Origin of the sequence: Chryseobacterium sp. JV558, from assembly GCF_033712365.1 — a bacterium.
GTDB lineage: Bacteria > Bacteroidota > Bacteroidia > Flavobacteriales > Weeksellaceae > Chryseobacterium.
In genome coordinates, this window is record NZ_WJHU01000003.1 from 461,034 (window position 1) to 476,568 (window position 15,535).

9 protein-coding genes and 2 pseudogenes are annotated in these 15,535 nt (G+C 34.1%); 1 reads left to right on the plus strand and 10 read right to left on the minus strand.

The window, feature by feature from the left end; translation table 11 throughout:
• A complete protein-coding gene (locus tag GFU89_RS13000; RefSeq protein WP_318847529.1) occupies positions 1 to 2,022 on the minus strand; it encodes a hypothetical protein in 2,022 nt (673 codons plus the stop codon).
• A 201-nt stretch (positions 2,023 to 2,223) separates the two neighbouring features.
• On the opposite strand from GFU89_RS13000, the gene GFU89_RS13005 reads away from it, so the two are divergent.
• Entirely contained in the window at positions 2,224 to 3,447 is a 1,224-nt protein-coding gene (locus GFU89_RS13005) for a spondin domain-containing protein (protein WP_318847530.1), read from the plus strand.
• Between the two features lie 92 nt (positions 3,448 to 3,539).
• Here the strand turns inward: GFU89_RS13005 and GFU89_RS13010 are convergent, their stop codons facing one another.
• The 9 genes and pseudogenes from GFU89_RS13010 to GFU89_RS13050 all read right to left on the minus strand — a co-directional run.
• Positions 3,540 to 3,830: a hypothetical protein gene (locus tag GFU89_RS13010; RefSeq protein ID WP_318847531.1), complete on the minus strand. Its 291-nt coding sequence runs from the start codon at positions 3,828 to 3,830 to the stop codon at positions 3,540 to 3,542.
• 164 nt (positions 3,831 to 3,994) lie between these two features.
• Positions 3,995 to 7,102 (minus strand): amino acid adenylation domain-containing protein, encoded by a 3,108-nt coding sequence (locus GFU89_RS13015; RefSeq protein ID WP_318847532.1) that lies wholly within the window; start codon positions 7,100 to 7,102, stop codon positions 3,995 to 3,997.
• A 511-nt stretch (positions 7,103 to 7,613) separates the two neighbouring features.
• A pseudogene (locus GFU89_RS13020) lies at positions 7,614 to 8,315 on the minus strand (YifB family Mg chelatase-like AAA ATPase); the annotation flags it as partial.
• Positions 8,316 to 8,339: 24 nt separating this feature from the next.
• Positions 8,340 to 10,193 carry a hypothetical protein gene (locus GFU89_RS13025; RefSeq protein WP_318847533.1) on the minus strand — a complete coding sequence of 618 codons (1,854 nt, stop codon included), beginning with the start codon at positions 10,191 to 10,193 and terminating at the stop codon, positions 8,340 to 8,342.
• Positions 10,186 to 10,698, minus strand: coding sequence for an ABC-three component system middle component 2 (locus tag GFU89_RS13030; RefSeq protein WP_318847534.1), 513 nt, complete (start codon positions 10,696 to 10,698; stop codon positions 10,186 to 10,188). Before GFU89_RS13030 ends, GFU89_RS13025 begins: the two co-directional genes overlap by 8 nt.
• Positions 10,686 to 11,768, minus strand: coding sequence for an ABC-three component system protein (locus GFU89_RS13035; RefSeq protein ID WP_318847535.1), 1,083 nt, complete (start codon positions 11,766 to 11,768; stop codon positions 10,686 to 10,688). Before GFU89_RS13035 ends, GFU89_RS13030 begins: the two co-directional genes overlap by 13 nt.
• Before the next feature lie 93 nt (positions 11,769 to 11,861).
• A complete protein-coding gene (locus tag GFU89_RS13040) occupies positions 11,862 to 12,386 on the minus strand; it encodes a hypothetical protein (RefSeq protein ID WP_318847536.1) in 525 nt (174 codons plus the stop codon).
• An 8-nt stretch (positions 12,387 to 12,394) separates the two neighbouring features.
• On the minus strand, positions 12,395 to 15,070 hold the full coding sequence (locus GFU89_RS13045) for a UvrD-helicase domain-containing protein (protein WP_318847537.1): 2,676 nt from the start codon (positions 15,068 to 15,070) through the stop codon (positions 12,395 to 12,397).
• A gap of 121 nt (positions 15,071 to 15,191) precedes the next feature.
• Positions 15,192 to 15,518, minus strand: a pseudogene (locus tag GFU89_RS13050) (DNA polymerase III subunit alpha); the annotation flags it as partial.
• Positions 15,519 to 15,535: the final 17 nt, after the last annotated feature.

Consider the following 15,535-nt stretch of genomic DNA (forward strand, 5'->3'; position numbering starts at 1 on the left):
TTAATAGGTATCATAAGTACAGATTGGGAAAGTAATATCCGCATCATTCACAGTAATATGAGATGGAATATTAGCCGTTATCGCATTTCCTGTTTTTGCTGCAATTTTAAAACGAACGGTACCTCCGGCAGTATTGATGTAAAAAATTGTTCCAAGAGACAGTTTATTTATATCTCCGGTCTTTATTGTAAACATTCTTGATCCTGCAACAGCGTCTACAGTATATCCTGACAGCACACTTCCAACTCCCGATTCTTTAACTACTGAAGTTTTATGTGTATTAAAATTATAGAATTTCTCACCAGTGCTGAAATTGAATCCAATCATAGCTGAAGCTGAAAGATCATTCAATGCTGAATATGTTTCTTCAGGAATTGCAAGGAATTTTACCTTTTCAACTTTTCCTCTGTCGGCTCTGTTGATCATTACTTTCAATCTTGCATTTTCATAGGGTCTCTGAATAATTCCTACATATTTTGCATCCTGAATGAATGACATATTATTGACATAATCTCCTTCATCTTCAGCCCCAACTTTAATTATTTTTATATCTGAAGTGATTCCCGGAGCAATCCAATAATCCTGTGGTCTGAAATCAAGCAAGTCTATCTGAGATTGCAGCAGAGCACTATTGGTTATAATATTTCTATCCTTATCAAAAAGAACAAACTGTGCATAACGATGCCATTGTACCCATAAGTTGGTATTATGATCATTAATTTTAAAAACCTGACAGAATTGATTATCATAATCTGCATTTGGAAATAATCCTGAAAATTCATTAAATGGTTCCAGATTCTTTACATAAAAATGGCTGTCAGAACCATTGGTTTTTAAATCTCCGCTTAAATCTTCATCCAATAAGACAATTGGTTTTTCTCCTACATATTTGATGCCATTCTGATCTGTAAAATAAGTAAGGTAATGGAGTTGGTTTGAATTAAAATTGAACTCAGATCCTCTATGGAAAATACCTATTCTTTCTCCTTTTTTAATTTCAATTCTTGGTTCTGAAATAGAGATTCCAAAGCATGGAGCAGCTGAAAAATCAAAGCACAGTGTTTCCCAAGGCTCAATATCAAGACCCCATTCAAATGCCTGATTAAGGAAAAGCCAGGAATTACAACCCTGAGAAATACTGTCTTTTTCAAATTTCACAAATGTTCTTCTACGGGTAACAGTGTTGGCATCAAGCAATCCCGTAAAAGATCCAAATTCACCGCCAATAACACGGTTTACATTGGCCCAGCCTTTATTTGTATTTCTGATGACAAATGCATCAAGATTAGACTGCATTGATTTTAATTGAATTTCGTTCCACGCAAAACCGGGAAATAGCCCAGGAGAATCATTAGCATCACAAACAATTCCTTTTGTAAAGAAAGAAGATCCCAGATACATTTTACTGTGCTGTGAGCCCTGAAGTAAAATTCCTATATAATCATCTGAAGAGACATTTGTTCCAGGTGTTCCCGAAATATTGGTGGTAATGGTATTTTTAAAACTATTCTGAAAAATAAGTGCTACCTTATTATTTGCTCCTCTGTAGAATATTTTATCTACAATAAAGTTTACCGGCTTTTTAAATAAAACAGTATCAGTAATTTTATATCCAATAGGACTGTTTCCAACCAAAGTAACGGATTGCAATTCGAGAGAATACTGTTCTTTTGGGTCATTAGGATTCAGAGACACAAAGTCATAAAGTCTGTTTACAAAATCTGCAGCTTTCAAAAATGCCTGCGTGTCATCTGTTGTAGAATCTCCTTTTGCTCCAAAAAGCTCAATATTAATAGGTTTTCCTGCCAGGAAACTCGTTAAAGCATAATACTCGCCTTTTCTTTTTCGGTAAATAACACCGTCACATAGAGCGTCAGTCATAGCTACCGGATTTGCTTCATGATACCAATGAGTCACTTTTTGGTAGTTTACATTTTCTAAAGATTCACTATCTACCAACTGCACCAAATTATCTGCTGGATCGGTTGAAGTAAGCGCGAAAAAATCGTTCGTAAATTTCATTTTCTTACTATTTTTTGATTATTGATTTATTTTCAGACAACAACTGATATGGCCATATTTCCTTTTGTCTGAAGCAAATATCGCCCTGTACAACGACAAAACTTGACGTATCATTTATTAAAAAAAATATTTTTTTGTCAGGGTTTCCAAAAGTCGCCGACTATAGTTACAGATATCATTTATAACTATAAAAAATACTTTATGAACAAGTCTATTTTCAGAACCACAGTTTTAGCAGCCGTTACTTCAGCTGCATTTATACTTTCTTCATGCAATGATTCGGATGACGGTATGATGAATATGTCTTTTCAACGGACAATCACTGTAGAAAACGTTGTAACTCTTAAGGATTTTGTACAAAGCGGAAGTTTCCAGGGAACCGGGACGCCTCCCATCATTATGCCCGGACAATCTGTTTCTTTTAAATTCAATGCAGGAAAAACGCAGGCCCTGATGTTTACAACAATGTATGGAGCTTCAAAAGACTGGTTTTTTGCTTCGCAACAGCCGGGAATTAAGTTGTTTGATTCCAATGGAAATGCGATAACAGGAGACGTTTCTTCCAGTGTATTATTATGGGACAACGGAACCAAAGATAATACGTCTGGGCAGGCAGAAAGCAAACCCATCATGCAGGTTCCCAATGTAAACGCATCTCAGCTTATGAAACTCAGTCTGGCTTACAATGATGTAACTTCAGAATTCACCCTTACTATTACCAATACGTCTGCAGGAACTGCCAACGAAACTCCTTTTTCTCCCGGAGTATGGGCCGTATCAAACTATAACGGTTCTCAATTGCTAAATAATGCCCCGTTTTTTACACCTAATGCACTCTCAAATCCAGAAATTACGGATATTGCTCAAATGGGGAATATCAGTAAAATGATGACCAAGCTGAATGCCAATACAGGCATTATGACAGGGCTTTCTCCTACATTGGTAGTCATTTACCGTGGTGATAAAAATCCTATTTATGAATTGGGAAAAACAGACAGCGGAATGGGATTAAAAGACATTGCACAGTTCGGAAATGTAACGAAACTTCAAAACAGCCTGAAATCTTTACCGAATGTAAAAGGGGTTTACATTGCAGGTAATGCTCCGGTAACACCGGGAAATAAAGTGACAACAAATTTCAATGCAGATCCTGGAGATAAAATAGCTTATGCAACAATGTTCGGATTTTCCAATGACTGGTTTTATGCTAATGAAAAGAATATTGATGCGAATACCAAAGGTGATTTCACTTCAAAAACAATGCTTTTTGATTCAGGTACAGGTGTTGATCAGTATCCGGGGGCAGGAAATCACCAGGCGTTATTTGGAGGAACTCCACAAAGTGAAAATATGGTTATTTCTAAAGTCGGAACTCAATATCCGGTTCCAGCCACTCAGAATGTGATTAAAGTAACCGTGAATTAATCTACGTTAAAAATAAGGTCAGCATTCATCAATATTGTCTGACCTTTTTAATTATAAAATTATCATGATTCCGGGAATAGATTATAGTCTTCTTATATTTTTAATTCTCCTTCCAGGTGTTGATTTCCCCCTCCATTGGTAACTGTTATGAACCCATCATAATGACTCACTTTCACTCCTAAATCATTGGTTATTTCTTTAAAATATCCAGCCTTCTCTATAGTATGGATTATATCTCCCTGCCAGAGAAATTTTGCAGACTGTCCGGTTTTATTTTGAAATATAAGAGCCCACAATGGATTTATAAACCCCCAGGATTTAATATCTACCACAGCACTTTCATTGGCTGCAAAATCTTTAGACAAAACAATTATGTTACTCATTTATTATTCTTTGCTTTTCGGTAATTAAAAAAACTGAGAAACAATCTCTCTTTTTTCCCTTGGCACAAATATCATTCGGCATTACGACAAAACTTGACGTATGTATTCAATAAAAATTAAAAAGCCCAAGCAGAATCTGTTCGGGCTCTTTCAATGATCAAATATTATTCAACCGGAATTCCAAGGTATGTCAAATAGGAATCCAGTACTTTTTTATCAAATACAGGTTCCTGAATATCCGAGCCTTCCAGGAACTGAATCACGTTGGAACAATCCCATATGTAGGTATTCTGATAAAGCTCAACGGTAGATAAACCTTCATGCATATTGTCTCTGAAAAGACTCGTCAGCGGATACAAACGATTTTTACTGTCATCTTCCCACTGTTTTCTCCATTCTTTATAAGGAAGATCTTTCAGGGTAAAAGGATAATACTTTTTCATAAGTTCGAAAAATCCTTCCAGCGTAAGATTGGTTTCCGGGCGGGCAATCAGGTTGAATTTTTTTCCTATCGCCTCTTTATTTTTGGTGATATGAGCCATAGATTTCGTCATATAATCTACTGTGATAAGACCTTCTCTAAGCTCAGTCAATGCTGGATAAGATTTGAATTCTATACAGTTTTTCACCAATCCGGACCACCATTGATAGGAGGCACTTGCTCCTGTTTCGCTGTGGCACATGGCATATCCAAGACGATAAGTAATCAATGGCAGCCCTTCTTTTGCGGCCAGATCTGCTACTGCTTCCATTACCCATTTGCTTCTTACATAGCCAATGTCTTTGCTTACTGACATTAAGTTCTGTTCAATATCGTCGGACTCCATCATCAGTGTTTTTCCAGTAAACACGTGTCCCCAGCTGTATACCGAAATGGTGGATAATAAAGCAAGGCATTTCGTCCTTTCTGCCCCTGCCAATTTGATTATTTCTCTTAATCCCTCTACATTTGGAGCTTTCATGTAAGAATAAGGTTCAATGAAATTTACTGAACTTCCGGAATGGTAAATCAGATCGGTTTGTTTTGCCAGTTTTGTGAATATTTCATCGGGCAATCCCAATGCAGGCAATGCCAGATCTCCAATGATCGGAAGAATTCTCGATTTCTGTTCTTCTTTTTGAGGAATGTGATATTGTTTAAAGCATCTGTCTATCTTTTCCATTGCATGAAATGGATCCTGAGCTCTTACAAGGCAGTAAATATCAGCATTTGTAGTATCCAGAAGCTCCTGCAAAAGGTGAATTCCTACAAATCCGGTAACTCCTGTTAAAAATATTGTGGTTGGATTTTCTACTTGTTTAGGATCAAATCCACCTGCAAAAACAGTTCCGGGAGCGAGATAAACATCTTTCTGTAAGGCAACATAAGGCTCTACATCTTCCATTGGAACAGCTTCTCTTGTTTCTCTGGATCTGGTTATAAGAGCTTCCGAAAGCTCCTGCAATACCGGAAACTGATACATATCCCGCAGATATACTTTCATATCCAGCTTTCTTTGTAATGCCACGGCAACGGTTGCTACCAACAGGGAGTTACCACCAATATCAAAGAAATTATCTGTAATATTAATAACTGGACGTTCCAATACTGAAGACCAGACATCAACAACAATCCGTTCTGTCTCATTAGTTGGCGGCTCCAATGAAATCAATTCTTTTGCCTCTTTATCTGCAAGATCTTTTAAAGCTTGAGTATCTGTTTTACCATTTGCCGTTAACGGAATTTTATCTATAAAAATAATCTGGGCAGGAATCATATAACCTGGAAGCTCTTCTTTCAATGCATTCCTAACTGATGAAATATCTTTCTCAGTTTCAGGTTTTGAAACGATAAAAGCAATCAGATATTTACTACTTCCTTCCGCATCTCTGCTAATGACTACGGCTTCTTTGATCTCTTGCTGCTGAATCATAGTACGTTCTATTTCTCCTAATTCAACACGGAATCCACGAATTTTCACCTGATTATCTATTCTTCCCAGAAATTCAATATCGCCGTCCGGTTTCCATTTGGCCAGATCTCCGGTGCGATACAATTTTTCTGTTTCCCTGAATGGATTAGCAATAAATTTAGAATCTGTAAGTCCTTTATTATTAAGATATCCATCTGCTAAAACATTTCCACCGATACATAGTTCTCCCACAGCTCCTACGGGCAGCAGTTGATTATTCTCACCTAAAATATAGGCTTTTGCATTGGCAATAGGCTTCCCTATTGAGGAGACATATTCTCCATTGATATCTTTTACTTTTTTAAATGTTGTAAATACAGTACATTCCGTAGGTCCGTAATAATCTATCAGTTCGTAGCTTAATTCCGTAGTAAGCACAGGTTTCAGTTTTTCACCTCCGGTAAAGAGATATTTCAATTTCAGATCATTATAATTCCGGGTACAATGAACGACCGGGGGAGCCAAAACAGCAGGTACAAAACCGTGTGTAATCTGATTTCTCCTATAATAATCTACCAATGCATGCGCATCTGTTCTATCTTCATTATCTGCTATAAAAAGGGTGGCACCGGAAGTAAGAGCCGACCAGATTTCCCATACAGATATATCAAATGCCAGTCCTGCTACAAGAGTCAGTTTTGAGCTGTGATCAACATGAAAATAATGGTTATGCCAGGTTACCAAATGCTGAATAGCATGATGACTTACCATTACTCCTTTCGGTTTTCCGGTAGATCCTGAAGTATAAATTGTATATGCCAGGCTCTTCTGGTGAATTTTAATTTCCAGATTATCTGAAGGTAAATGATTAAGATTTTCCATATTGCTCAGATCAAAAACTTTTGTTCTTTCATTTTCGGGTAGAAGGTTTAAAAGATTTTGATTGGTAATGATCATATCAGCAGCGGTATCTGAAAGAATAAATTCTACTCTTTTAGCAGGATAAGCGGGGTCTATAGGAGCATATGCTGCACCTGTTTTGATCACACCAAGAACAGCAACAATCCATTCTAAAGAACGATCCAGCCAGACAGGAACATATTTTCCTTCTTGGATTCCCCGGCTCAATAATAGATTGGCAACCTGATTACTTCTCTGATCTAAATCACTGTACGTAATTTCCTGATCCTGAAAAACAACGGCTGTTTTATTGGGGTGAAGGAGTGCGTGTTTTCGGAAAAGAGACTCTAATGTTTCTTCATGATCATAGTCCCAGTCGGTTTTATTGAATCCGTTTAAAAGTTTTTCTCTGTCTTCAGATGACAGTAATACAGCTGTACCTATTGATAAAGCTTCTAATGAGGGAATTATGTTCGACATAGTAATAATGTAATTTGGTTAAAAATTTTGTAATCGTGAGCTTCTATCATCAGTAAGTTTCGTTTTAAACTATCAAAGCAGAAATAAAAGGGCATACGAGATAGCCACAGTGTAGTTACTAAATGTGTTTTATTATAGTTTTGGAAAAACCGAATGATACAGAAGCTTGAAACGACCAGCTCCATGAGCCGAGCGCAAACAACGTTTAAAAGTTATATATTTCAATCGAAAAGATGGAAGAACAAGTTTGACCTATTCTTTTGAAGCTAAGATGACTACTATTCTGTATTTAAATATTTTATTTTCATAATGCAATATTTTTAATGATTTGGTAATCAAACTTAACATAATAAATCAACCTATGCGTTACATAATTACTATCATCTACCACATCCTGAAATTGATATTGTAAAAGAAATGAAATAACAAAAAGACTGAATTATAATCTGTTATGATTTAAAAAAGCGTTACTACCTTTGTTTCTTTCTTCATAAATACATGTACAGAATGATCATCCATTCCAGAATTCACGATCCAGACTTCTATACTGTATGGCTTCTGAAATATGATGGGACAGGATATTCTCAGATTCCTCAAGGTCAGCGATTGTTCGGGCAACTTTCAGAATTCTGTCATAAGCTCTTGCCGAAAGATTAAGTTTTTCCATCGCTAATTTGATGAGTCCGAAAGAGGTTTCATCCAATTCACAAAAGGCCTCAATTTCTTTAGGTCCTATTTGCGCATTACTACTGATATTGAGGTTTTGGTATCTTTTATTCTGAATATCTCTGGCTTTCAGTACACGATTTCTGATGTCCTTACTTTTTTCTCCTTTTCTTTTTTCAGAAAGCTGTTCAAACTCTACTTTCTGTACTTCAATATGAATATCAATCCTGTCCAAAAGCGGTCCTGAAAGCTTATTCATATACCGCTGCATTTCATAAACAGATGAGGTGTTGTTAGGATCATCGGGAAAGAATCCGCTTGGGCTGGGATTCATAGAGGCTACCAGCATAAAGCTTGCAGGATAATTCACAGTAAATCTGGCTCTTGAAATCGTCACTTCACGGTCTTCCAGAGGCTGTCTCATCACTTCCAGGACTGTTCTTTTAAATTCGGGCATTTCATCAAGAAACAATACACCGTTATGGGCAAGGGAAATCTCACCTGGCTGTGGATAGCTTCCACCACCGACTAAAGCTACATCAGTAATTTACTTGAATGAGGGGGCTGATTTTTAAAAGAATCCTTTTCTTAGATTTGAATCAAATTTTGAAAATTCCACATAATTAAACTTCTTCGAAAGACTTGGTGCAGGAGTTTTATTATCAAAAACAATAATTTGCCTATCATTGGCAATATTAGATAAATATGTAAAGAAACCATTTTGTAAGTCTCTACTAACCTCATCTCCATCCTCTCTTAATTGAGTGGAATGATAGGTAGTAAGTGGTGAATCTAGGATAACAAATCCCGGATGTCTTTTGTTGTTAGTAATACAGTAATCAAGGAGGCCCAAAATAAAGGCAGAATAAACAACAGCTCTAACACCTTTGCCATGACTACTTCTAGCACGGCCTGAAATCTCGATATCATAAACTTTATGAGCCTCATTAAATGTTACAAAGTTCACATTCTCATAATTCCACTCCTTAAGTATATCTTGGATATTCAAAACAAATTTGCTTAATGCCTCGTTCTCAATATCAACACCTGTTATATTAGTAATTGTTCTGCTTAAAAGCTCTTTTTCAAAATTATTTCTCTGACTAGTTAATGATAAAACTTCTTCATTTAAAGCAACAATTTTATTCTCTCTTTCCCTTAGGTGATATAGAAAATCAATATCCACTTGAAATCTATTCTGGGTTGGTAAAAGATTATTATGTAAATCACGATTAAGTTCATCAATTGCCATTTGTAATAACTTAATGTCATCTCGATTCCTCAATATTGACTGCTCCGTTACAGAGATAGTTTGCTTAAGGTCATTTAACTTAAGACTTACTTTTCTCTTTTCCATCTCCACTGAATACGCAAAAGAGACCTTTTTTTTATCACTTAAACAATTGATATGATTTTCATTAAAGCTATTTCCACAAACAGGGCATGAAGTACTGACAAGCTGAGAAAACACATATTCTCCTTCCGAGATGAATTCTAATCGTCTTAGGTCATTTTGGTAATGTTCAACTAATAAATTAAACCTTTTATTCAGCTCTGAATAACGAAGATTATCAGATTTCAAAGTATTCAAACGCTCAAATAACTCTTTCCTTGAGGATGTTAGCTCATTGAGTTTTGCTGATGACTCCTGTAATTTAATAAGCAAATCATTCAGTCTTTTCTGTAGTTCTCCTGATGAAATAGTATTAGAATCTGCAACTAGCTTAGTAATCGTTTCATTTTTAAGTTCTAATAATGTACTAATTACTTCCAGCTTTCCTTTTATTCGGCCTTGAAATACTTTAGGCTCTTCAATTTCAACTAATTCATTATCAGAATTTCCTGTTAGTATATATTTAAAAACAGATTTTTCAAATGTAAAATCATAATAATTATGCATTGAGAAATAGACTGGTGACCCTTCAGTGATAATCCTAGATTCATCCACCATAGTAAGTTGAGCAATCTGCCTAAAACTAAGCATTTTAGTCTTGTTGTTGCTATTAACTCTAAGCAAAACATTTCCTACATTAATAAGATTTAATAGAAACTCCGATATATTATTTCCATCCCTAGTATTATTTTTAGTACCCAAAACCAGCTTTTCCGCAGTTAAAAAATGCTCTATCACTGTCTCAGATACAGTAATATTGGAGATATTCTTTAAACTTCGATGTAAGGTAAACACCTTTCCTTCAAAAGTCTTTATTTGCATATAAATATCCGTATAACCTCGAGACTCTGGAATATCTTTAGGTAAGGTCTCTGCCCCAAACATATAATCAATACATTTAAAGATATATGATTTACCAGTGTCTGAGGAACCACTTATAATATTTACCCCCCTCTCAAATGTTAATTCTGCATTTCGTTTGCTACTTCCTTGAACAGAAATTTTCTCAATGTAAAATCTATATTTATACATTTTCTCTTATTAATGATTCATAAATAAACTCACTTCCCCAATCAGGAATATTGTTTTTAACAAAAAGTTGTAATTTGGTCATATCATAATTTCCAAATTCTTCTTTCATCCAATTGCATATAAGCTTTAGACTTTTAGAATACTCACTATCAATAAATTCAAGAAATTTATTAGTTAAAGCATTTGAGCTATATGTTATACCGTTTATACCAAAATTAATATTTATCAGCTCTTTACTAGTCATTAGGTTTAAGCCATCTTGCATTACCATTGGCTTAATGATTAATTGCGCTCCGCGATGTGGAGTACCTGGATGTATACTTTTAGGACCATTGGGAAAGTCACCTGAATTCAAAAGAAAATAGTCAAATATTACTAATGTATTTAAGTCATAATCCTTTGGGCTCATTGCATCCAATATAAAAAGTGCTCGAAGTCCAATTTCCAATGGTGTATTAAAAACATTTCCACCTTCCTTTTCAAAAATATTATTTACAATTTCCACGATAACTTATTTTCATTAACTAAGTGATGACAAATTCCATGTTTATCCATGACATTTAATGTAACAGATAAAGGATTGGATGCTAGCGTCAATAAACTACTATGCTCTAGTACAGACTGTAACCTCTCAAATGAATTATTATAATTATTTAAATATTTAGTAAAAACAGCTGTCAGTACTTCATTTTTAAAGGATTCAAAAGCTGTTGAATCTGGTGGCAAATTGTCTCTTTCAAACTCCTTTAATGTTTCAATCGAATAGAAGTTTGTTCTTTGCATATCAAAATGACTTTTATAAGGAATAAATTGAGCAAGCTCCTCAACAGAAGTAATATTTACATTAGCAACATCACTGTAGGCCATAAGAAGCTGTTGTATGTATCTCATTTCAGCTTCTGAATCAATAATCTCAGGAACTATAGTTTGATTTCTATATTTCTGAATTTGACCTCCGAACCGATACCAGTAAAAACTTGTTTCTTTAAATTGTTCGATAAACTCATGAGGTTCAATCGTATCAATAATACTAAAATCAAAACTTTCAACATACTTTTTTAGTTCTCCCTCTAATTTAATATTCTCTTTGGAGGTAATCTTTTTTTCAACATACTCTTTCCAGTTCTTTATCAATGCTATCTTTAAACTTTCAGGATTATCAATCATATCTCCCAATGTGGTCCCAACTCCATTCCTGCTAACAATATAGTATTTTTCAGGAATAGTATAGTCTCCCTTTTTAGAGTAGTAACATAACTTTCCCAGTTCTACATAAAAATTAGTAGGAGTTAATTTACTTCCATAATGTTTACATTGATAGTTATCCCACTTTCCACCTCTTTCGTCAATCCAGGCAATTATATCTCTGCCTTTATCTCCAGCTCCCCCACATCTCCTAATACTTGTATATTTTGATTTTAAGTATTCAAAAATCCACTCAGTTACAATATCCTCGAATTCATCATCACTCAAAATTCCTAATCTCTGGTTTGGAGCAATAGGTTTTCCAAACAAAATGTCATGGTTTGTAAGTTTGGGGGTTTCTTTTGGAGTTAAAATATCTAATGTTTCCAAATTTGTCTTGATTTCTATGATTAATAGTTTTGATGGTAGTTCTTTAAATATCTAAAGTAATAAAAAGTTAATTAATCGATTATGTATTTTTTATCAGAAATCTAAAAGCTGTTCCTCCTCTTTCTGTTCTCCATTCTGAAAATATAAGACTTCAAAAGCTCCAGTAGCCCTACCAGTACCAAGCTCCAGATATATTCCTAAATTATATCGATATTGATTTGTAAACTCTTTCAATTTAATTAAATCATATTCCCTTAGTTTTTGATAAGAATTAGTCTTTTTTATCTCAATCACTAAATGATTTCTTTCGTTTGTTTCTCTCTCATGAACAATTATGTCCGGGAAAATATTATATGTATCATTATCATTAATACTCCTTACAGCTAATTCTTCCATTATCTCTCGAGGAATATTGAGAATTTTTCTAAGCCCTTCGCTGTCAACATCTCCATTGTATTCACAATCAATATTAAATAATGGAAATGTTTCATTCAAATAAACGCCCAATCTATGAGCGATACTTCTTTCGGATAGATTTCTTTCTAACAAGGACCTATCATTCTCAAGCATAACCCTTAACGCCTGATTAAAAGCAAACTTTGTTTCATTTAAATTCATTGAGATTATTAGTTTTTAAGCATTTTTATTTGGGCATTAGTAAGCCATTTTTTATATTCACATCCATAAATTGGAAAGTTCGAGCAGCCCCAAAAGACAGACTGCTTACCAGTAATTAAAATCAAGTCACCTGACAAGCATCGTGGGCACTTTTTTGTTTTATCTGTTTTTTTCTCAAGGGTGCTTTCAAGTTCAAGTATAAATTTTGAAGCAAACTTTTTATTCGCAATTAAAGAAGCTTTTACTTTTGCCCTAGTTAATGCCACATAGAATAGCCTTCTTTCTTCACTGTTAGGATATGTTTCAGAATCACCTAATAAAAGCAGCAATACTGGGTCGTCGTACATTTCAGACGGAAATCCGAGTCTTCCTGAATTACAATTTAATACAAATACATATTCTGCTTCTAAACCTTTTGACCTATGTGCTGTAAAAAACTCCAATTCAATTTTTAGTGCCTCGCTATAGCTATACTCTAAGGTATTCTCTCTGATTACTTTAAACTTATTTTGTTCAACCTTAATCCTATTAAAATCATGGTTATATCTTCCTAATAAATAATATTTCCTTGATAAAATCTGTTCCAACTCTCTCTCAGTTGGTTCACTGCTCTTACTTGAAATCTGAGATTGAATCACTTTATTGATTGCCTCTTCTAAAGCTTCGGTATCATCATTATCATCAGAAAAGGTATAAAATATCTCCATATCTGACTGAGTTTCCATCTTATTCCTAAGGTTTTTTGCAATTTGAGCTGGATTTTTCATAACAAACTTCCCAGAAATATCAATCATTGGTAAACCAAATCTGTAAGTAGTTTCTATTTTTGAGGTGTGAGTAAATCCAAAATACTCATCAAATTTATTGAACAAGCTAATATCACTACCTGTAAAGCGATATATTGATTGCCAGTCATCTCCAACAGCAAAAAGTTTAACATTATCTTTTTGCTTTTTAAAAGCGTTTACCAATTTGTATCTTCCCGTAGAAATATCTTGAAACTCATCAATAATGAGATACTTATATTGGTGTATATATTTGTTTCGTTCAAGATAGTGTACAGCTGTATTAATCATATCACTAAAATCAATCTGTTGTTTCCTTTTCAACATGGCTTCGTAAGCTTGATAAAGAGGATAAAATAATGCAACAAAATATGCACACCTTTGTCTTTCAAAACCTATTTTAGTTTTAATTCTATTTTGCAGTTCGTCAAGTGTGAGATTAGTAGACTTGTACAGACCTAGAAAAGTGTTAAATAGGCTAATCAAAGACTCAACCTCATCTGATGCATTCTTATGAATTATATCCCATTTTTCTTTATCAGATAGAGGCTTAAGTTTAAATCCGTGAGATTGTAAGCTTTCTTTTAATTTATCCTCAAAACTACCATCTTGAAACTGATAGCTAAACGTTTCGATACAAGTTGTATTATTTGTTTCATGAGTACTTCTTTTCCAATCAATACCAGCGTGATAGTTTTTTCTAGCCTGAGCGTGGCTTACATTTTCATTAGCAAAAAAAAGTGGGACATTTCCATTTTTATCAAGTGCATAATGCTCTAAATATATTCTATTACCATTTTGGTATAAACTGAAATCAGGAGTATACTGCCTATAATCTAAACTCCTCGTACTTAATTCATAAGGTTCTTCATATTGATATTCAACACCATTAAATAGAAGAAAATTAGCTATTTTACATTCTTCCTGACTCTTTACAATTTCTCTTAATACAGTAATCTTATCATTAACTTTAACCTCAACTTGTTTATATGGTCTAAAATTTTGGTCTTTTAAATGCTGGATGTGCTCTGCTTGATTTTTAAATTCAAAATCACTTTTGCTTACCTTAATATAGCCTATAAAGTATTTTGTCAGTATGTTCAAGTATTTTTCATTGCTTAAAAGTGCTTTAAAGGTGTTCTTTATGAAAATTTTAGAGTCTTGGTCATACAATGATGCTTTAGATTGTTCCACATCTTTAATAATGTCTAAGCCGAGCTTATGAAATGTCTTAGCATCAATTCCTTTAATGTTTACCTTACTTGCTAAATCTTCTGCGCTTTTTTTTGTGAATGAGATAAGTAAAATCTCTTCAGGAGAAACCTTAAGCCTTTTATTAAGGTAATTAACCTTACCCATTATTGTTGTCGTCTTACCGCATCCAGCACCAGCAATAATTAAGCTATTATCCTCATCACGAATAATGGCTTCTCTTTGTTGTTCATCAAGTGATTTTCCACCATCAATATTACTAAGAAGCAATTGTGTTTCCTTTAATTCAAACTTTAAAAAATTATCATTAAATTTTGTACGAAGACTTTCTCCATTCTTTGATATATCCAAAAAAAACTCAATTTCATTTTCTTCTTGTGAAGACAGCCCAATGTTCTTGAATGGTTTTTGGAGTAAGGGATTCTTTAATATCTCTTCATGTCTAGCTTTCCAGCTGATAAATTTATAGTTTGAGAAGTAACCATTATTATTATCTAATAATTGTTTAAAAGTAGTAATAGCAATGTTTATTCTTGGGAGAATTATCTGAAAAGACTTACATTGTTTTTCTTTTTCCTCTTTTTCTTTTCTGACTTTTAGTCTTTTTTCCTTTTTATCTTTAACAGCGTTATTAATTAACCCAACCGCTGTGGCAACTATTACACTACCAATTAAATATGATATCATCTATCTATGTTTATAAAGAGCTCTTAACACTCTTGTGTGAAATAAGCTTTAATATTACATATTATTTTGCGATGCAACAAGTTAAGCTGTAAAAATGTTTTTAAAATACGGAAACCCGTAATTAAATCATTTTATGTCTGGGTAATCCAATCTCTTGCTCTTGTGGATATGGCTTTCTATATGTCATACTAATATCTTCCTTAATGTTAGTTTGAACTCTTTGAGCCATCTCTTTGTCAAGAGAGTATCTTGGGTCTGGAATAAAGGGCATTTTTGCCATTTTTTTAATGGTTACTGTAGGGAAATGAAAATCAACCTCAACGGTTCCTAGAAGCAAGTAACAACCTCCTCCTTGAAATGGATATTTTTCAAGGCAATCAGCAAAATGGGCAGTATCAAAGTATTCGCCTTCAGCATCAATCCAAGTACCGAAAAACATAGTTCCTCTATGAGATTGAATGGAAA